The organism is Pararhizobium polonicum, assembly GCF_001687365.1.
Classification (GTDB): domain Bacteria; phylum Pseudomonadota; class Alphaproteobacteria; order Rhizobiales; family Rhizobiaceae; genus Pararhizobium; species Pararhizobium polonicum.
Map to the genome: position 1 here is coordinate 1 of NZ_LGLV01000007.1, position 18897 is coordinate 18897.

14 protein-coding genes and 1 tRNA gene are annotated in these 18897 nt (G+C 61.4%); 10 read left to right on the forward strand and 5 right to left on the reverse strand.

Features of this window, described 5'->3' with window-relative positions:
- The first annotated feature begins 153 nt into the window (after positions 1-153).
- Positions 154-230 (forward strand) — tRNA-Met (locus ADU59_RS10895).
- Positions 231-319: 89 nt separating this feature from the next.
- Here the strand turns inward: ADU59_RS10895 and ADU59_RS10900 are convergent.
- On the reverse strand, positions 320-1336 hold the full coding sequence (locus ADU59_RS10900; RefSeq protein ID WP_244506403.1) for a LacI family DNA-binding transcriptional regulator: 1017 nt from the start codon (positions 1334-1336) through the stop codon (positions 320-322).
- A 257-nt stretch (positions 1337-1593) separates the two neighbouring features.
- Here ADU59_RS10900 and ADU59_RS10905 point away from each other — a divergent pair, with 257 nt between their 5' ends.
- From ADU59_RS10905 to ADU59_RS10940, 8 genes are all read left to right on the forward strand, one after another.
- Complete coding sequence (locus ADU59_RS10905; RefSeq protein WP_425332012.1) at positions 1594-2622, forward strand: ABC transporter ATP-binding protein; 1029 nt, start codon at positions 1594-1596, stop codon at positions 2620-2622.
- A gap of 7 nt (positions 2623-2629) precedes the next feature.
- Positions 2630-4702, forward strand: coding sequence for a hydantoinase/oxoprolinase family protein (locus ADU59_RS10910; protein ID WP_244506404.1), 2073 nt, complete (start codon positions 2630-2632; stop codon positions 4700-4702).
- On the forward strand, positions 4692-6671 hold the full coding sequence (locus ADU59_RS10915) for a hydantoinase B/oxoprolinase family protein (protein WP_068954163.1): 1980 nt from the start codon (positions 4692-4694) through the stop codon (positions 6669-6671). The genes ADU59_RS10910 and ADU59_RS10915 overlap by 11 nt, the downstream gene beginning before the upstream one ends.
- A gap of 56 nt (positions 6672-6727) precedes the next feature.
- The gene (locus tag ADU59_RS10920; RefSeq protein WP_068954164.1) at positions 6728-7777 is read left to right on the forward strand and encodes a substrate-binding domain-containing protein; all 1050 of its coding nucleotides are present in this window, start codon (positions 6728-6730) and stop codon (positions 7775-7777) included.
- Between the two features lie 66 nt (positions 7778-7843).
- On the forward strand, positions 7844-8710 hold the full coding sequence (locus tag ADU59_RS10925; RefSeq protein WP_068954165.1) for an ABC transporter permease: 867 nt from the start codon (positions 7844-7846) through the stop codon (positions 8708-8710).
- Positions 8711-8712: 2 nt separating this feature from the next.
- On the forward strand, positions 8713-9519 hold the full coding sequence (locus ADU59_RS10930; protein ID WP_099050816.1) for an ABC transporter permease: 807 nt from the start codon (positions 8713-8715) through the stop codon (positions 9517-9519).
- Complete coding sequence (locus ADU59_RS10935; protein WP_244506405.1) at positions 9519-10175, forward strand: VOC family protein; 657 nt, start codon at positions 9519-9521, stop codon at positions 10173-10175. Before ADU59_RS10930 ends, ADU59_RS10935 begins: the two co-directional genes overlap by 1 nt.
- Positions 10172-11461, forward strand: a complete 1290-nt coding sequence (locus tag ADU59_RS10940) for an NAD(P)/FAD-dependent oxidoreductase (RefSeq protein WP_068954168.1) — start codon at positions 10172-10174, stop codon at positions 11459-11461. Before ADU59_RS10935 ends, ADU59_RS10940 begins: the two co-directional genes overlap by 4 nt.
- A 41-nt stretch (positions 11462-11502) precedes the next feature.
- On the opposite strand, the gene ADU59_RS10945 is transcribed toward ADU59_RS10940, so the two are convergent.
- The 4 genes from ADU59_RS10945 to ADU59_RS10960 form a co-directional block, all read right to left on the reverse strand.
- Positions 11503-13050 (reverse strand): SpoVR family protein, encoded by a 1548-nt coding sequence (locus tag ADU59_RS10945; RefSeq protein WP_068954169.1) that lies wholly within the window; start codon positions 13048-13050, stop codon positions 11503-11505.
- Between the two features lie 12 nt (positions 13051-13062).
- Positions 13063-14379 carry a YeaH/YhbH family protein gene (locus ADU59_RS10950; protein WP_068954170.1) on the reverse strand — a complete coding sequence of 439 codons (1317 nt, stop codon included), beginning with the start codon at positions 14377-14379 and terminating at the stop codon, positions 13063-13065.
- Between the two features lie 132 nt (positions 14380-14511).
- Positions 14512-16461 carry a PrkA family serine protein kinase gene (locus ADU59_RS10955; protein WP_068954171.1) on the reverse strand — a complete coding sequence of 650 codons (1950 nt, stop codon included), beginning with the start codon at positions 16459-16461 and terminating at the stop codon, positions 14512-14514.
- 401 nt (positions 16462-16862) lie between these two features.
- Positions 16863-17558, reverse strand: a complete 696-nt coding sequence (locus ADU59_RS10960) for a phosphoribosyltransferase (protein ID WP_244506406.1) — start codon at positions 17556-17558, stop codon at positions 16863-16865.
- A gap of 162 nt (positions 17559-17720) precedes the next feature.
- Here ADU59_RS10960 and ADU59_RS10965 point away from each other — a divergent pair, with 162 nt between their 5' ends.
- The gene (locus ADU59_RS10965; RefSeq protein ID WP_068954172.1) at positions 17721-18893 is read left to right on the forward strand and encodes a M20 aminoacylase family protein; all 1173 of its coding nucleotides are present in this window, start codon (positions 17721-17723) and stop codon (positions 18891-18893) included.
- The last annotated feature ends 4 nt before the right edge of the window (positions 18894-18897 follow it).

Consider the following 18897-nt stretch of genomic DNA (forward strand, 5'->3'; position numbering starts at 1 on the left):
GCCAATGGTACTCCGTCTTAAGACGCGGGAGAGTAGGTCGCTGCCAGGTCTATTAAAGGCAAGAAAATTCCAAAATCATCTTCTCAAAGCACTCAAGGCCATGGGCCAAAACAAAAGGCCGCCTAAAGCGGCCTTCTTCCTGTACAATAATACCGCGGGGTGGAGCAGCCCGGTAGCTCGTCAGGCTCATAACCTGAAGGCCGCAGGTTCAAATCCTGCCCCCGCAACCAAAATCATACACGCATAATAGCAAAAGCCCCGAGGCAGAAATGTCACGGGGCTTTTTGACGTTGCCCCACGGGCCGGTAAACTGTCTGACCTACGTGCTCGCACGCTCAATCAGCCGGAAACCGGTATCGACGATCTGGCCCTGATTGGGCTTGCCTATGGCGCGGTCGATGATCATCGCAACGGATTGCTGGCCCATTTCGTAGGTATTGGGCTGTATCGTCGTGAGACCGGGCGTGATCTCCGATGCGATCTCGTAGTCACCCCAGCCGGCGACCGCCAGCCGGTCGGGAACGCGCCATCCCCGCCGGCCACATTCAAAGAGCACGCCTGCCGCGACGATATCGGTCGGGCAGATGACGGCGTCGATGCGAGGGTTGATCCGGCACAGCCGGTCGAGTGCTTTCGGCCCGGCACCGAACCCGTCCGTTTCGTCCGCCAGGTGCACGAGATCGGACGATAATCCGGACTGAGCAAGAACGGACCTGTACATCGGCAGCCGCTCGGTAAAGCGGCGCGACGCGGCACCCTCGTATCCGATGAAGCCGATCTGCCGGTATCCGCGCGCGAGCAGTACATCAAGGATCGCCTTGGTGGCCGCGGTCGTGGAATGGCCGACGGCCATGTCGATCGGACCGGCCTGAACCCAGGATTCCACGACGGGGATGGCGGTCTTTTTCAGCAGATCTATGGCTGCCGGCTCGTGCTCGTCGCCGACGAGGGCGATACCGGCAACGCGCAATCCGATGAACGTCTGAATGGCGGCCTGTTCGTGAAGCGCCGTATCGGCAAGGTTGAGGATCAGTTCGTAACCCTGAGCCGCAGCCGTATCCTGCATGCCGCGGACATATTTGTAGAAGCTCGAATTCTTGATCGAAGGAATGATGGCACCGATAACCCGGCTGTGTCCCGAGGCGAGATTTCCGGCCGCATGGTTGGGGACGTAGCCCATCTCGGCGGCGATCCGCATGACGCGCCGGCGCGTTTCTTCCTGAACGCGGGCGGGATGGCGAAAGGTGTTGGATACGGTCATCGGCGAGACGCCGGCGGCACTGGCAATGGAATGCATGGTGACGACCGTGCCGGTCTGCCCGGGCCCTTTGGTCATCGATCACTGCTCGCCATTGGGGTTTGGTGATTGCAAAACATGCCGTGCCTTCGCGTAAGCAGACGATCAAAAACCATATTGACTCGTTTCGTCTTTCCATAAATTGTAGCGCTACAAAAGAATGATGGAAATAGGGCATTGACGGAAATTTTGCGGGCGAAAAATCCCGGTCCGGGCGAGTGAATGGTATGAGCACTGCGCTTGAAAAGGCAACGAACCTGCGGCTTTCCGGGATTTCCAAATCCTATGGAAAGGCGATGGCTGTCCGCGGTCTCGATCTGGAGATAGACGGCGGACATCTGGTGGCTCTTCTGGGGCCTTCAGGTTGCGGCAAGACGACGACCTTGCGGATGGTCGCGGGCTTCGAGCGGCCCGACGCGGGTTCGATCCGCATCGGCGCGGCGGAGATAACCCATTTGCCGCCGCATCGCCGCAATCTCGGGATGGTTTTTCAGAACTACAGCCTGTTTCCGCATCGAACTGTCGCGGAGAATATCGCCTTCGGTCTGCGTATGGCGAAAGTCGGCGCTGCCGAAAGGGACCGGCGCTGCGCTGACATGCTGGACCTGATCCAGTTGCAATCGCGCGGTGATATGTATCCGGCCCAGCTTTCCGGTGGCCAGCAGCAGCGTGTGGCGCTTGCCCGCTCGCTGGTGGTCAATCCCAAGGTGCTGCTGCTGGATGAACCGCTCGGCGCGCTCGACAAGAGCCTGCGCGAAAGCATGCAGTTCGAGATCCGCGGCATGCAGCAGCGCCTCGGCATCACGACCTTGCTCGTCACGCATGATCAGGAGGAAGCGCTGTCCATGTCCGACAGGGTGGCGGTCATGAGCAACGGCCGGATCCTGCAGATCGGAACGCCAAGCGAGGTCTATGATCGGCCGCAGACGCGGTTCGTCGCAGAGTTCCTGGGAACGTCGAACATCTTCGAAGGAACGGTTTCCCCAGACGGTGTGGCCTTGATGCTGCCCGGCGGTGCTGTGCCGGCCGCTGTCCGTCTCGATCGTCCGCAGCAGCCCGGTGCGACATTGACGCTGTCTGTGCGTCCCGAGCGCATGACGCTGGGCGTGGCACCGGCGAATGGCCCGCAATTCGAGGCACGGATCACTGGCGCCGTCTTTCGCGGAAACTATGCTGCCTATCAGGTGGATGTACCTTCCCTGAAGCGGGAGCTTTTCGTCTACCGGCAAGCGGACGGACCTCTGGGGTCGGTATCATTTGGGCTCGGTGAAGAAACGGCGCTCGGCTGGGCGCCTGAAGATGCCGTCATTGTGCGGCCGGAGTAATGTTGGAATGACGACTATGGACAAGACCGGCGCACGCATCGGCATCGATGTCGGCGGCACATTCACGGATTTTGTGCTGTCCGATCCGCGCAACGGAACGCTGACCTATTACAAGGAGCCGTCGACGCCCGACGATCCGTCGCGGGCTCTGATCGAAGGGCTGCAGTCCCTGCTCGACAAGGCAGGCCTGCAAGCGAGCGATATCGCGACGATCATGCATGGAACGACGATCGGACTGAACGCGATCATCCAGCGGCGTGGAGCCACGATCGCGCTCGTGGTCAGCCGCGGATTTCGCGACATCCTCGAGATTGCCCGCAGCCGCATGCCGTCGTCGTTCGATTTCCATGCCAGCAAGGAAGAGCCGCTGGTACCGCGTTTCCGGATTGTCGAGATCGATGCGCGTCTTTCCGCCGATGGCGAGATGACGATTGCGCCGGACGACGCGGAAATCGACCGTGTGGCGGCGCAGATCAGGGCGCTTAACGTCGATGCCGCTGCCCTGATGCTTATCAACGGCTATACGGCGCCGGCAATCGAGATCGATCTGGCGTCGCGCCTGTCGGTGAGGTCCGGCGGTCTTGCGATCAGCTCGGCGGCGGCGATCTGGCCTGAAATTCGCGAATATGAGCGGACATTGGTTGCTTGCCTCAATGCTTATATCCAGCCGCTGATGCACCGCTATTTCGCCGGATTGAAGAGTGGCCTTGCGCGCGACGGCGTTGTCGCGCCCATTCTTGTCACGGCTTCGAACGGAGGGTCCCTCAGCCTTTCGTCGGCTGAAGACCGGCCGGTCGAGACCATCCTGTCCGGCCCGGCCTCCGGTGTGATGGCAGCGGCCCGTCTTGCCGAGGCCGCCGGGGTTCAATCGATCATCACCTTCGATATGGGGGGCACGTCGTCCGATATCGCCGTTGCCAGTGCCGGATCGGCGCAGCTTGCAACCCGAACGGATATCGGCGGGCTTCCCCTGGTTCTTCCGGTCGTCGATGTTTCGGCAATCGGCGCCGGCGGCGGGTCGATCGTCTGGGTGGACGATTATGGTGTGCTGAAAGTCGGCCCGCGCAGCGCGGGCGCCATGCCGGGGCCGGTTTCCTATGGACGGGGCGGCACCGAACCGGCCGTGACCGATTGCTATCTTGCGCTGGGCTATATCGATCCGGGTGGCTTTCTCGGCGGGCGCATGCGGCTCGATGGGAAAGCGGCGATAGCCGCGCTTGCCACGATCGGCGCGCGGATTGGCCTTGAGGGCGATGATGCAGCGCAGCGTGCGGCGGAAGGCGCCCTGGCGGTCACCACCGCCGGCATGGCGACCGAGCTTTACAAGACGCTGGCCTCGCGCGGTCTCGATCCGGCGGCGTTTGCCCTCGTACCGTTCGGCGGTGCGGGGCCGACCCATGCCAATCTGCTGGCCGAGGAAACCGGTATCGGCCGTATCGTCATTCCGCCGGCAGCCGGCACCTTTTGCGCGCTGGGGGCAGCGGCTGCGGATCTGCGGCGCGATTTCGTGCGCAGCCTGCGCCGGCCTCTCGACGCGCAAAGCGCGGAATTTCTGCAGGGTGTCTTCGGCGAGCTGTCGTCCGAGGGCAGCGCGTGGCTTGATCGGGAAGGCGAACAGAGCAAGCAGCGCCGGTATGAGCGGGCGGCCGACATGCGCTATGCGGGGCAGGCCTACGAACTACGTGTCCAGCTTGCCGAGGATTGCACGGAGGCCGTCTGCGTGGCGGAGGCGTTTCATCGCGAGCATGAGCGCATCTACGGTTTCCGCGATACGGGCAGCGAGATCGAGCTTGGGACGGCGCGGCTTGCCGTTGTCGGGGTGACCGCAAAGATTTCGGAACCGGTGATCGCCGCCGGCACCGGCACGCCCAGGCGGAAAGAGCAGCGTCTTCTGTTTCGAAAAGGCGCCTGGCTCGAGGCCGGTGTTTATCTCCGCAGTGCATTCGGCGCCGGCGACATGATCCGGGGGCCGGCCATCATCGAGCAGGACGATACCACGACGATCCTTCTGCCCGGCTGGACCGCCAGGGCGGATGCCGCCGGCAATCTTCACCTGGAAAGACAGCGCTATGAAGCTTGATTCCATCACACTGGCCATCCTCGGCAACAAGCTGGCTGCCGTCAGTGAGGAAATGTGCCTGACGCTTCAGCGCACCGGCCGGACGCTTTATGTCAAGGAAACGGCGGACTTTGCCTGTGCGCTGGCGGGGCTGGACGGGCGCTTTTTTGCCTATCCGCGCTCCATCGGGGTTTCCGGCTTCGTCGGGCTGGAATGCGGACCGACGATCGCCGCGGTCGGGCCGCTGGAGCCGGGCGACGTCATCCTGACCAACGACCCCTACCGATCGGAAGGGCTTGCGACGCATCTGCCCGACCTTCACATGATCGAGCCCTATTTTCACGACGGCAGGATCGTCGCTTATGGCTGGTGCTTCGTCCATTGCTCGGATGTCGGCGGACGCGTGCCGTCGAGTATTTCTCCGGTCAATACCGAGATATTCCAGGAAGGGCTGCGCATCCCGCCCGTCAAGCTGATGAAGCGTGGCGCGATGACGGAGGAGGTTCGCCTGTTCCTGGATGCCAACAGCCGGACGCCTGATGCCAACATGGGCGATATCCGCGCCATGCTCGCGGCCCTTGCTGCTGGCCGCCGCCGTTTCGAGCAGACCATCGCGCAGCATGGTGCCGAGGCAGTTTCCACCGCGGCAGTCGAGCTGGTTGCCTATGCGGCGGAAAAGGCCCGCACCGTTCTGAAGCGCGTGCCGGCCGGTACGTATGCTTTTTCCGACTATCTGGACGACGATGCGGCAACGCGCGTTCCTGTGCGTGTTGCCCTGGCTGTGACCTTCGAAAACGGCGAGGTGCATCTCGATTTCACCGGAACGGATCCGCAGGTCTCGACGGCGATGAACATCCCCTCGCGCGGCCGTCCGCATGCCTGGCTCACCTTGCGTATTCTGGCACTTGTCAACACGCTCGATCCAACGGCGCCGCTCAATGTCGGCCTGCTCGATCCGGTACGGATCACCGCGCCGGAGGGCAGTCTGGTCAATCCGCAGGAGCCGGCAGCGACCGGTGTGCGGCATGCCGCGGCAATCCGGGTCAACGACGTCCTGAACGGCGCCTTTGGCAAGGCGCTGCCGGAGGTGATGCCGGCGGCGTCCTCTGGCACGGTCATACCGGTGGTGATGGCCGAACCGGATGGGCGGGGAGGCCGGCGTGTTCAGGTCGTGGAACCGATGATCGGCGGCACCGGCGGACGTTTCGGCCATGACGGTGTCGATTGCCGCGACAGCGGTATTTCCAATCTCGCCAACAATCCGGTCGAGACGGTCGAGGCGGAGCTTGGCATCGAGATTCAGACATATGCGCTGCGCCCGGATTCCGGCGGCGCCGGTCAATGGCGCGGCGGTTGCGGCATGGAACTGACCTTCCGCATCCTCACCGATGATTCCAACGTGCTCGGGCGCGGTCTGGAGCGTCTGGTCTTCCGGCCGTGGGGATCGAACGGCGGCAAGCCGGGGCTTCCCGGCGCGCTGATCGTCAATCGCGGCAAGGCCGATGAGCGTCATCTTGGAAAGATCGACGTCCTCAACGTCAATGCCGGCGATACGGTGACTTTTTTGACGCCGGGCGCCGGTGGTTGGGGCGATCCGGCTCTTCGCGACCTGGAGGCGGTGACGCGGGATGTCCAGAATGGCTTCATCAGTCCGCAAGGCGCAGAGGCCGATTATGGGGTCGTGATCCGCGACGGCGAGGTTGATCAGGAACAAACCGCTATACGCCGTCAGACGCTTGCGCCCAGCAATGCCTCGAACGCGCAAGGCCCAGAGCGGGAACGCTGGGACGGCGTCTTCACAGCGGCTGTCATGGACAGGTTGAATCAGGGGCTGATCGCCTTGCCCGGCGCGGTTCGTCAGCGCCGCCGGAAGGAGATATTCGAGGCGGTCTTGGCCTATGTGCCGGAAGCCTTCCCTCGGGTGGCCGCCAGCCAGGAAGCTGTCCGTGATGCTCGTGAAAAGCTGGAGGCGTTCGCCGCAAGCTTTTAAAAAATTAGCCGACTAATTTTATGTGCCGCTTCGTTCCAACCTTCTGGAGAACTCCGATGACGCTTTTGAAAAGACGCAATTTTCTTGGCGGGACCGCCGCGCTCGGCGCAGGTCTGATGACCGGCGGTTTGCCGCGGTTTGCCAATGCCCAATCCGCTGAAATCACGGTCACCGCATTTGGCGGTGTGTGGGAGGAAGCGGTTCGAACCTGCTTCGTGGCGCCGTTTGAGGCGAAAAACAGGGCGAAGGCCAATGTCTCGCTCGGCGGGCCGCCGCAGTGGCTTGCCCAGGTGGAGGCCAATCCGGCAAAGCCGCCGCTCGACGTTCTGATCATGACGCCGGATCTGGCGCTGACGGCTGCGAAAGCCGACCTTGTCGATGACTTTACGATCGCCAACCTGCCCAATCTGGCGAAGATCCCCCAGCCGTTGACGGATTCCGTCATGGGCAAGGGCACGCTGTTCGACTACGGCGTCGGCGGCATCACCTTCCACAAGGAGCGCGTCAAGAACCCTCCGAAGTCCTTCGCCGAATTCGTCGACCGGGTATCGGCGGGCGAGTTCGTCGCCTCCGTTCCATCGATCAGCTATGCCGTCACGCCGATCATGCTGATCTGGGCAATGGCAAAGGCGCTCGGCGGTGGTGTCGACAATGTCGATCCCTTCTTCAAGGCCATGGAGAAGATGAAGGACAATCTGGTTTTCTGGGCAGGTCCCAACGATTTCTTCAACCATCTGTCGTCCGGCGAGGCCGATGTCGGTATCTATTTCGATGGGCGCACCTGGAACCATTACGATAGCGGCGCGACCTGGATCGATTTCATCAATCCGGAAGAAGGCGGCTCTCTGAACGGCGTCGCCATCCAGAAGCCGAAGAACGCCAACCCGCTCGCCTGGGCTTATATCAACGAGGTGCTTGATGCCGCCAACCAGACGAAGTTCGCGGAGATCATGAACTACGGCGTGACCAATACTGATGTGGTCTACAGCGAAAAGCTGAAGCCGCGCGTGACGCCGTGGGAAAAGACGGCGTTCCCGCCTTACGAACAGATTGCGCTGGTGCGCAACGAATGGGTCGATCGTTGGAACCGTGAGATCGGCCGCTAACACTCCGCTGGGGCTGCGCCGCTCGAACCGGCGATGCGGCCCCGGTTTTCGCAATGGAAACGGACAATGCCCGACAGTCAGATGCCAGCAGTTTCGCGAGCAAGGATACAGCCAGCGCTGAAGCCGTTTTTTCTGGCGCTTCCGGTGATGCTGTTTCTGCTGGCATTCTTCCTGTTGCCGCTGATCGACAACGGCATGCGCAGCTTTGCCGATCCTGCCGGCGGCGGCTTTACGCTGTCGCGCTATGTGTCGCTGCTGACGGATCCGTTTTATTTCCGCGTCATCGGCGAGACGCTCCTTCTCTCGGTGGTGGTGACGGTCATTTCGATCGTGATCGGTTATCCCGTCGCCTATTTCCTCGTTCGCAAGGCCGGCAAGTGGTCCGGTCTCGTCATCTTCCTGCTGATCGCGCCGCTTTTGACTTCGATCATCATGCGGACATTCGGGTGGCAGGTCCTGTTTGCCCGCCGCGGTCTGGTCAACAACCTGCTCGTCGATCAACTCGGCATCCTCTCCGCGCCGCTGCGGCTGACAAATTCTCCCGGGATCGCCATTGCGGCGCTGGTCCATGTCCTCGTGCCGTTTATGGTCCTGTCGATCAGTTCGGTGCTGCAGGGGCTCGACCGTCGCCTTGAAGAATCCGCCAAGATCCTTGGTGCCGGGCGCTTTCGCACCTTCTGGGAAATCACGCTTCCGCTGTCGCTTGACGGGGTCGGCACGGGCGCGATCCTCGTCTTCATGATCGCCAATGGCAGCTTCGTAACGCTGGTGCTTTTGGGCGGTGGACTGCAAACGCTGCCGCTGTTGATCTACCAGCAGTTCAATACGACCCGCGATTTCGGGATGGCAAGTGCGATGAGCACGATCCTGCTGGTCATCGCAGTCCTGTGCCTGTGGCTGCAACTGCGCCTCGTGCGCCGCAAGGGAGCATGATCATGCGGCACGCACAAAGGGACTGGATCAATTTCTGGCTTTTCGCTTTCGTCGTCCTGTTTTTCGTCTTCATGCTGGCGCCCATCCTGGTCGTTGTCGTCGTCTCCTTCACGTCCGCCGGCTTCATCGCCTTTCCGATTCCGGGCTGGTCGCTGAAATGGTTTGCACGGATCTTCGAATATCAGCCGTTCATCGATGCGCTTATCGTCAGCATCGAGGTGGCGATCGGCGCGACATTGCTTTCCTGCCTGCTTGGCGTTCCGGCCTGTCTGGCATTGGCGCGCTCACGCGCCAGCTGGGCAAACGCGGTCATGACATTTCTGCTGTCGCCGCTGTCCATGCCGATGATCGTCATCGGTTTCGCCTCGCTGTTCTTCCTGTCCTGGCTGGGGATCGGCATTTCCTTCACCGCGCTTTTGATCATCCATACGGTCGTTTGCCTTCCCTATGTGGTGCGCACGGTGGCGGGCGTCTATCAGGGAATTCCACGCGCCTATGAGGAAGCGGCGTCCATTCTCGGCGCCAGTCCGCTCAAGGTATTCTGGCACGTGACGTTGCCGCTGATCAGGCCGGGCATCGTGGCGGGGTCGCTGTTCTCGTTCCTGACCTCCTTCGATAATTTGCCGATCAGCTATTTTTTCGGAAGCGCCAGCACCAACACGCTGCCAGTGGTCATGCTGAGCTACATGGAAAACCAGTTCGATCCGACGATTGCCGCGCTGAGCACATTGCAGCTGGTCATGGCCGTCATTGCTTTGCTGGTCATTGATCGTCTCTATGGCATCGACAAGATGACGGTGTCCGCCTGATGCTCACGCTGCCGATCGATCACGTCGTTTTGCTGGTGCCGGATCTGGCGCGCGCTGGTGCCGCGTTCGAGAGCGCTGGCTTCCACGTCACGGCGAAAGCCAGCCATAGCCCGGCGATGGGAACGGCCAATCGCTGCGTGATGCTCGACGGGACCTATATCGAGTTGATGGGAATAGAGACGGAGACGCCGGCCAATCTTGCCTGGCGCAGGCTTCTGGAAAAAGGGCAAGGCATTCGGGGCCTTGCCTTTCGCAGTGAGGACATCCAGTCTTCCGGACAAAGCCTGACACAGGCCGGGATCGGAATCGAACCTGCCCGGCACTTCTCCCGCGAAACGCCGTATGGCGAGCTCCGGTTTTCCGTGGTGCGGATCGATCCGGTGGCGACACCGGGCCTGCAATGCCTTGCCTGCCAGCATCATACCCCTGACAGGCTCTGGCTTGCGGATAGCATGCGCCATGGAAATGGCGCTACCGGCCTGGCATCGGTGGATATTCCCGTCGTTACGGGGCTGGATCGCCTTGCCGCCGCATTCGGTGGTGGCGGCATCGCCGTTTCGTCCGGTGATGGCCGGCTGGTTCTGACGGGCAGCGCGCCCGCTCACTACGATCTGCGCGACGCCTGCGGGATCGTTATCGATATGGTGAGCCGATGACCGCGTGGCCTGTGGATCAACCATCGCCGCTCTGGATGGCGCTTTCGCGCGAGCGTTTCGAAGCGCCCGAATTGCGCGGGGACATCGAGGCTGACGTGGTGGTGATCGGCGGCGGTATTTCCGGGCTGGCCACGGCTCTGGAACTGGCGCGGCGCGGCCGAAAGGTGGTGTTGCTGGAGGCCGTAAAGATCGGATATGGCGCCTCCGGCCGTGCAAACGGTCAGGTGATATCGGCGCTTACGCGGCACGGACCGGCGGCGATCAGGACGCTTTGGCCGGGTGAGAGAGGTGAGCGTTTCATTGCTTTGGTGCAGGGTGCCGCCGACACGCTTTTCACCCTTGTCGAGACCTATGGCATCGATTGCGATGCGCGCCGGAACGGCTGGCTGCAGCCGGCCCACAGTAAAGGACGCGCGCGCCGAGTCGCCGGTCTTGCCGAACAGTGGGCGGCTGCAGGTGCACCGGCCGCGGCTCTCTCCGCTAGGGAGATGGAGGCGCGTCTTGGCGCAGGAGGCTATCATGGCGGCTGGGAGCATCGCGGCGGTGGCCATATCAATCCCTATGCCTTTACCCTCGGTCTTGCCCGGGCAGCCGTGCAGGAAGGGGTGTCCATCTTTGAGGAAAGCCCGGCATTGCGCGTAGAGCGTGACGGAGACACCTGGCTGATCGAGACCCCGCAAGACCGGATAAGGGCGCCGAAACTGGCACTTGCCACGGCTGCCCATACCGGCAATCTGTGGCCGTCGCTCCGCCGGTCGATTGTTCCTGTCACCTCCTATCAGGCGGCGACGGAGCCGCTGGGTGAACTTGCCGAACGCATATTGCCCGGTGACGAGGCCGCGTCCGATACCCGCATGGATCTTCGGTATTTCCGCAAGGACCGCGATGGCCGGCTGGTTTCAGGTGCCGCGCTGGCGGTGCAGCTCGGTGCTGCCACGCGCCTGCCGGCCCTGGTGGCCAGGCGGTTGCGGGAGATGTTTCCGGCGCTGCCGCACAAGCCGATGGCATTCTTCTGGCGCGGCCGGATTGCCATGACGGTCGACAGGCTGCCGCACCTGCACCGGCGCGAAGACGGTCTTTGCGCCTGGATCGGGTGCAACGGGCGCGGCCTGGCGCTCGCCTGCGCCATGGGCCCCGTGCTGGCGGACGCCATCGATGGCGTGCCCGACGATCAGCTTGCCGTGCGCCCGACCGAACCGCCGCCGGTACCGTTGCATGCGATAACATCCCGTATCGCGCGCCTCATCCTGCCCTGGTATCGCTTCAAGGACAGCCGCGAAATTTGAACCGCCCGGGATGATGTGCGGTGTTGTGTGAGCCTACCCGTCTAGCTGCTCAACTGCGCGGTCGAGCACTCATAGCGAACGGCTCCCGTTTCCGCGTCGACGCCGGCGAGGCTGACGTCATAGCCCCAGAGATGGCGGATGTGGCGCAGCGTTGCGTCACGGTTGCTTTCCTCCAGCAGGACACCGTTCTTGATGGTGTGTTGCAGGCGCAGCTGGCGGTCGCCGAGCAGATCCACATCCACCACCTGGATATCCTGCTGGTTGGCACCGACGTCGTAGCTTTTGGCCAGCGCCTTGCGGATCGCCTCGTAACCGCGCTCGTTGTGAATCGAGGCGACCTCGCAATATTTCTCGTCCGACTGGTCGGTCAGCAGGAACAGCCTGAATTTGCGGATCAGATGCGGGCTCAGATATTGCAGGATGAAGGACTCGTCCCGGTGGTTTGCCCAGGCATCGAGCAGGGTTTCACGCCATTGACCGCTGCCGGCGATCTGCGGAAACCAGTCACGATCCTCCGATGTCGGGTGGTTGCAGATACGTTCGATCTCCTGCATCAGCGAAAATCCGAGTGCATAGGGGTTGAGGCCCGAGAAGCGCGGATCGTCGAAATGCGGCTGAAAGACCACGCTGGAATGGCTGTGGAGCATCTCCAGCATGGCGCCTTCGCTGACTTTGCCCTGGTCGAACAGCCTGTTGATGATGGTGTAGTGAACGAAGGTGGCGCATCCCTCGTTCATCACCTTGGTCTGCCGCTGCGGATAGAAATACTGGGCGATGACCCGGACGATCCGCAGCAGCTCGCGCTGCCATGGCTCCAGGATCAGGCTGTTCTTTTCGAGGAAATAGAGCAGGTTTTCCTCCGGCAGATTGAGCACCTTCTTTCGTTCGAGCGCGTCGCGTTCGGCCTCTGCCGGGTCGGGCCGCCCGGTTGCGCGCGGTAGTGTGCGCCATAGGTCGCTATAGGTCTGTTCCTCGTATTCCAGTCTTTCGCGGGCCCGCTCCTGCTCCTTTTTCGAGGACAGGCGTGGCGGACGGCGGTAGCGGAAAACGCCCTGATCCATCAGCGCATGAGCGGAATCGAGGACGGCCTCCACGGCGGACGTTCCATGCCGCTCCTCGCATTTCGTGATGTATTTCTTGGCAAACTCCATATAGCTCAAGATGGCGCTGGCATCGGTCCATTGCCGGAACAGGTAGTTGTTCTTGAAAAAATGATTGTGGCCGAAGGCCGCGTGGGCGGTCACCAGGGTCTGCATGGCCATGGTGTTTTCTTCCATCAGATAGGTGATGCAAGGGTTGGAGTTGATTACCAGCTCATAGGCAAGGCCATGATGGCCCTTGCGGTAGGAATGTTCCTCGAAAACGAACCGCTTGCCGAAGGACCAGTGCTGGTACATCAGCGGCATGCCGACCGAAGAGTATGCATCGAGCATCTGCTCGGATGAAATGATTTCGAGCTGGTTGGGATAGACGTCGAGCCCGAGTTCATCGAGCGCGATCGTCTCGATCGCATCATAGGCATGCGACAACGTCTTGAAGTTCCAGTCGGAGCTGTGAAACAGCAGTTTCGAAGCGGCGCTTTTTCCCATCCCTGGCTCCGTTCAGCTGCGATATTGCAGGGTTGGCTGTCTGGCGAAGAGTTTTCGGAAGACAGGATAGATATCGGACGGTCTGGCGATCCGCGTCATCTGGAAGTTCGGCCATTCACCGTCGACGGTGCGATAGGCACGCCAGAGCGAGGTGCCGTTGTCGGTCGAGCCGAAGATTTCCGTTTCGCGCTCGTCGATGATTTCGACATAGGCATAATATTGGCAGAGCCGCATCAGCGGTCCGTTGAGAAGCGCTGCACAGCGTTCGGAATCCCGCGAGATATTGTCGCCATCCGAAGCCTGGGCAGCATAGATGTTCCATTCCTTAGCCGGGTAACGCTCCTCGATGATGCGTTGCATTTCTTCCAGAGCGGTGGATACGACCGTGCCGCCGCTTTGCGGGCTGTAGAAGAACGTATCCTCATCGACCTCGCCCGCCTCGTCGGTGTGCCGGATGAAGACGATGTCGATCCGGTCGTAGCGGCGCTTCAGGAAGAGGTGCAGCAACACGAAGAAGCGCTTGGCAAGATCCTTCTCCCGCTCGCCCATCGAACTCGACACATCCATCAGGCAGAACATCACCGCGTTGGCATTCGGCAGCGGCTGGCGCTCGAAGCGGTTGAAGCGGATGTCGACCGGATCGACATAGGAAATGCGGCGGCGCCGGCGCTCCAGCAGATCCAGTTTCTCCCGCAGCGCCTCTATGCGCTGACGCCGCGTCGCGTCTGGGGTCGTTTCCGCTTCCAGCCTGGCGATCTCCTCGGCGATTGCTTCGACCACCTTTCGGCTCGGCCGCTGCAGCGCAATTCGCCGGCCGTAACTGTTGCGCATGGTGCGCCCGACATTGATGTTGGTCGGCGAGCCACTGGTGGCGAAACCTGCCCGGCGCGGCTTATAGGCGACGGCTTCCTTGAGGCTGAGCTTGACCATGTCGGGAAGTTCCAGATCCTCGAAGAAGAGATCGAGTACCTCTTCGCGCGACAGGAGGAACTGGAAATCGTCTTCGCCCCGGCCGGTGCCGGCGGCCGAGCCCGTGCCGCCAGCTCCACCAGGCTGTTTGTCGATGCGGTCGCCCTGTGTGTATTCCTTGTTGCCTGGCAGGACATATTGCCGGTCGCCGCTGCCGCGGGCGGGCTGGAAGGTCGGCTCGTCGGCGCCGCGGGCGGGCATGGGGACTTTGTGCCCGCTATCCACATCGGCGATCTTGCCGGTCTTGACGTGTTCCTTGATGGTTCGTTTCAGCTCCTCGCGGGCCCGCTTCAAGAAACGTCGCCGGTTGCCGAGGCTCTTGTCTTTCGGGTTGAGGCGGCGATCGATGAAATTCGGCATTGGCTACCTCTGGAGCATGAGGCCGGACTGGGCGACGCGGTTTTCCGGCAACATCATGCTCTACCCCTTCGACTGAGAACTGAACGCGGACTCCAGATCACAAGGCTGACAATTGCCCCGACAGAGGCGTCTTCATCCTGCCTTGTTGACGCGCATGTACCATTCGACCAGACGCCGGACCTGTCGCTCGGTGTATCCGCGCTCGATCATGCGATGGACGAATTCGGCATGCTGCTTTTCGCTGGCGCTGTCTTTCTTGGAGCCGAAGCTGATCACCGGCAGCAAATCCTCCACCTGGCCGAACATCCGCTTTTCGATGACTTCGCGCAGTTTTTCGTAGCTCATCCAGGAGGGGTTGCGGCCGTTGTTCTTGGCGCGGGCGCGCAAGGTGAACTTGACCACCTCGTTGCGGAAGTCCTTCGGATTGGCGATGCCGGCCGGTTTTTCGATCTGCGACAGCTCGTTGTCGAGAATGCCCCGGTTGAGGATCTGCCCGGTGTCGGGATCCTTGAAGTCCTGATCTTCGAGCCAGGCGTCGGCATAGGAGATATAGCGGTCGAACAGGTTTTGGCCGTATTCGCTGTAGGATTCCAGATAGGCCTTCTGGATCTCATGGCCGATGAACTCGGCATAGCGCGCCGCCAGTTCCGACTTGATGAAGTCGAGATAGGCAGCTTCGGTTTCCTTGGGAAACTGCTCGCGCTTGATTGCCTGTTCCAGAACATACATCAGGTGCACGGGATCGGCGGCGATTTCCTTGGTGTCGTAGTTGAAGGTCTCCGACAGAACCTTGAACGCGAAACGGGTGCTGACGCCGTTCATGCCTTCATCGACGCCGCCGGCGTCGCGGTACTCCTGTACCGATTTCGCCTTCGGATCGACATCCTTGAGGTTTTCGCCGTCATAGACCCGCATCTTGGTATAGAGAGGCGAGTTTTCGTGCACGGAGAGCCGGGTGGAAACGGTGAAGCGGCTGAGGTTCTCCAGCACTTCAGGTGCGCAAGGATTCTTGGCAAGCGCACTTTCGCGAAGGAGCTTTTCGTAGATCTGCCGCTCCTCGGTGATGCGCAGGCAATAGGGCACCTTGACCACCAGAATGCGGTCGAGAAATGCCTCGTTGTTCTTGTTGTTCTTGAATTGCAGCCATTCGGACTCGTTCGAATGGGCAACGACGATGCCCTGATAGGGGAAGGCACCGAAATTTTCCGTGCCGTTGTAATTGCCTTCCTGGGTTGCGGTCAGAAGCGGATGCAGGACCTTGATCGGGGCCTTGAACATTTCTACGAATTCGAGCAGGCCCTGCGTGGTCCGGTTCAGCCCGCCGCTGTAGGAATAGGCATCGGGGTCGGCCTGGCTGAAGTTTTCCAGCTGGCGGATATCAACCTTGCCGACCAGCGCCGAAACGTCCTGATTGTTTTCGTCGCCCGGTTCGGTCTTGGCGATGCCGATCTGGCGCAGGCGGGACGGCATCAATTTGACGACGCTGAATTTCGAGATGTCGCCGCCGACCTCGTCGAGCCGCTTGGTGGCCCAGGGCGAGATCATGCCGGTGAGGCGCCGCCGGGCGATCCCGTATTTGTCTTCCAGAAGGTCGGCCATGCGTTCGGGATGGAAGAGGCCGAGGGGGGATTCGAAGACCGGGCTGATTTGGCCGCCAACCATCAATGTATAGATCGGCCGCTGCTCCATCAGCTTCTTCAGCCGCTCGGCGAGAGACGATTTGCCCCCACCGACCGGGCCGAGCAGATAAAGGATCTGCTTGCGCTCTTCCAGGCCCTGGGCGGCATAGCGAAAATAGCCGACGATGCGCTCGATCGTGTCTTCCATGCCGTAGAAATCGGCGAAGGCCGGATAGATTTTGATGGTCCGGTTGGAGAAGATTCGGCCAAGACGTTCATCGGCGCTTGTCTCGACGAGGTTGGGCTCTCCAATCGCGGCGACCATGCGCTCCTGTGCGGTAGCGTACATACTCTTGTCGTCGCGGCATGCGAGGAGATATTCCTGGAGACTGATCTCCTCCTGCGCTGCGCTGGTATAAATCTCCGAAAAGAGATCGAAGACATCGGACTGGGTTTTTTGCATCATGCTCTCCCGCGGCCGGTTCGTTGAGACGGGATCGCTGCCTCTCGGCTCGCTCAACGAGATTAACGTTATCGTGCCCTCAAAAGTTCCTTCAAATATTTGTCATTGCAGCGAATATTCCAACGATGGCCACCGCATCGCTTGTGCGGCATCGACGGATCCCAGACCTCGTCGAACAGGCGTGTGCTGACGATCGCACAGCCTCGCTCAGGCCCGAATCACCGTCCTCGGCGATCGCTCCATGCTCTTGATGCGTAGGGTAACACAATCTTGCCGATGACAATGCCAACATCGAACGGGTTCACAACTTCTCGTGTAAGATGTGACTTTCTTCCAACGATCGAGTGGATTTCATGCCTCTTAAAGATGGCGAAAACCGCTTGTGCGGGACCCGTCGAAAACTATTTTCGGGGTTCGCTTCCGGCATTCCAGCCGCCGTCCGGCGATTTCGAGAGTATGGGGGTTGAGAAAACCCCGACGGTTCTGTCCGGCCAGTGGCGGCCCAAAGCCGTCAACTGTTCCACCCAACGCCGTGACTGCAGCATGGCGGCGCCGATGGCCACGGGTTCGATGCCGGCGATGGCCAGGAGGGACAGGCCGGCGGCGATGGATGTGCCGCTGGAAATGACGTCATCGATGAGAACGACGCGCCGGTTTTCCACAAGCGGCAGCATGCGCGGATCGATGTAGAGCCGTTTCGTCTGGTCCGGCGTGGTGATCGATGACATCGGCACCGACAGATCGGCCCGGTACCAGAATTTTTTCGAGGTGCCGAGCGGAACATAGCGGCTATGGCCCATCGCCCGCGCTACCGCGCTTGCCAGCGTCAGGCCGAGTGTTGGCAGACCGACGATGACATCGGGCTTGAAGGGCCCAAGTTTTTCGGCGAGCTGGACGGCCAGAGCGTCCTGCACGGCAAAGCTCGCCTGGTTGACGATCAGCGATGCCAGTGCGTGCTCGCCGTCGGAGAGGGGGCGGATCGGCAGGCGAAGCTGGCGGCCATCGCTCAGGATCGCAGGATAAAAGTCCGTATGGCTTTTGCGGATATCATATGTGTCTGCCGGATGGAGTTCCTGCCAGAAATCATGCGGCTGCACGGTGTCTTCCTTTTCGATCGGGCGGGCTCGCCCTTCGGCTAAACTGCACGGGAGGTGTTCGATTTTGCGTGGTTTTGCTCTATACCCGAAGAGCGTCAAGGAAAAGTCTATCCCTCCCTGACGAACAGCAGACTTGCCCATGATTCAAGGAATTTCCTGCCGATGCGCCTGCCTGAACCCCTGACCGCCGATCTGTCTTTCCTGACGGCGCTGCGTCGTGACCTGCATGCTCATCCCGAACTGGGCTTTGAAGAAGAGCGCACCAGCGGCATCGTCGCGAACCTGCTGGAAGAGGCCGGGCTTTCGGTCACACGCGGGCTGGCAGGGACCGGTGTGGTCGGCACGCTGCAAATCGGCAACGGCACGCGCAGCATCGGCCTTCGCGCCGATATGGATGCGCTGGCAATGCCGGAATTGGCGGAGCGACCCTACAAGTCCAAAATCGACGGCAAGATGCATGCCTGCGGCCATGACGGCCATACGACCCTGCTGCTTGGTGCGGCACGCTATCTGGCCAGGACGCGCAACTTCTCCGGCACCGTGCATTTCATCTTCCAGCCGGCGGAAGAGGGACGCGGCGGGGCCAAACGCATGGTCGAAGAAGGTTTGTTCGAACGCTTTGCCTGCGATGCCGTCTATGGCCTGCACAACATGCCCGGCCTCGATGCGGATGAGATGGCCGTCGTCGCGGGCCCACAGCTTGCCTCCTCCGACAGCTGGCGCGTTACTTTCCGGGGTACCGGCACCCATGGCGCCAAGCCGCATCTGGGCAAGGACCCGATCACCGCGGCCGCAACCTTCCTCGCGTCGCTGCAGACGATCGTCGGGCGCGTCGTCGATCCGCTGCAGCCGGCAGTGGTCAGCGCCTGTTCGGTGCAGGCCGGTAACCCGAAAGCCCTGAACGTCATCCCCGATACGGTGGACATCGGCGGCACGGCGCGGGCCTATTCGCCTGCCGTGCGCGATCAGCTGGAAACGGAAATCGGCCGGCTGGCGCACGGCACGGCCGCGATGTACGGAATTGCCGTCGACTACGGCTTCGAGCGCCGCATCCCGCCTGTCGTCAACGATTCAGACGCGACAGCCCGCGCCTTGAAGGCTGCCGGAGCGGTTTTTGGCGACAAGCTGCGAACCGTCTTTCCGCCCTCGACGGCGGGCGACGATTTTGCCTTCTTCGCTGGCGAAGTACCGGGCTGCTATGTCTGGCTCGGCAACGGCCCCGCCGTCGATGGCGCGCTGCACCACAACACCGCCTATGATTTCAACGACGAGGCGATTGGCCCCGGCGTTGCCTTCTGGACGACGCTGGTGGAACAGGAGCTGAAACCCGCCTGAACAT

Bases quoted from the DNA above. Each gene is read 5' to 3' on its own strand.
- ADU59_RS10900 (WP_244506403.1), bottom strand. From the start codon at position 1,336: ATGACCAAAGGGCCCGGGCAGACCGGCACGGTCGTCACCATGCATTCC.
- ADU59_RS10905 (WP_425332012.1), top strand. From the start codon at position 1,594: ATGGCTGTCCGCGGTCTCGATCTGGAGATAGACGGCGGACATCTGGTG.
- ADU59_RS10910 (WP_244506404.1), top strand. From the start codon at position 2,630: ATGACGACTATGGACAAGACCGGCGCACGCATCGGCATCGATGTCGGC.
- ADU59_RS10915 (WP_068954163.1), top strand. From the start codon at position 4,692: ATGAAGCTTGATTCCATCACACTGGCCATCCTCGGCAACAAGCTGGCT.
- ADU59_RS10920 (WP_068954164.1), top strand. From the start codon at position 6,728: ATGACGCTTTTGAAAAGACGCAATTTTCTTGGCGGGACCGCCGCGCTC.
- ADU59_RS10925 (WP_068954165.1), top strand. From the start codon at position 7,844: ATGCCCGACAGTCAGATGCCAGCAGTTTCGCGAGCAAGGATACAGCCA.
- ADU59_RS10930 (WP_099050816.1), top strand. From the start codon at position 8,713: ATGCGGCACGCACAAAGGGACTGGATCAATTTCTGGCTTTTCGCTTTC.
- ADU59_RS10935 (WP_244506405.1), top strand. From the start codon at position 9,519: ATGCTCACGCTGCCGATCGATCACGTCGTTTTGCTGGTGCCGGATCTG.
- ADU59_RS10940 (WP_068954168.1), top strand. From the start codon at position 10,172: ATGACCGCGTGGCCTGTGGATCAACCATCGCCGCTCTGGATGGCGCTT.
- ADU59_RS10945 (WP_068954169.1), bottom strand. From the start codon at position 13,050: ATGGGAAAAAGCGCCGCTTCGAAACTGCTGTTTCACAGCTCCGACTGG.
- ADU59_RS10950 (WP_068954170.1), bottom strand. From the start codon at position 14,379: ATGCCGAATTTCATCGATCGCCGCCTCAACCCGAAAGACAAGAGCCTC.
- ADU59_RS10955 (WP_068954171.1), bottom strand. From the start codon at position 16,461: ATGCAAAAAACCCAGTCCGATGTCTTCGATCTCTTTTCGGAGATTTAT.
- ADU59_RS10965 (WP_068954172.1), top strand. From the start codon at position 17,721: ATGCGCCTGCCTGAACCCCTGACCGCCGATCTGTCTTTCCTGACGGCG.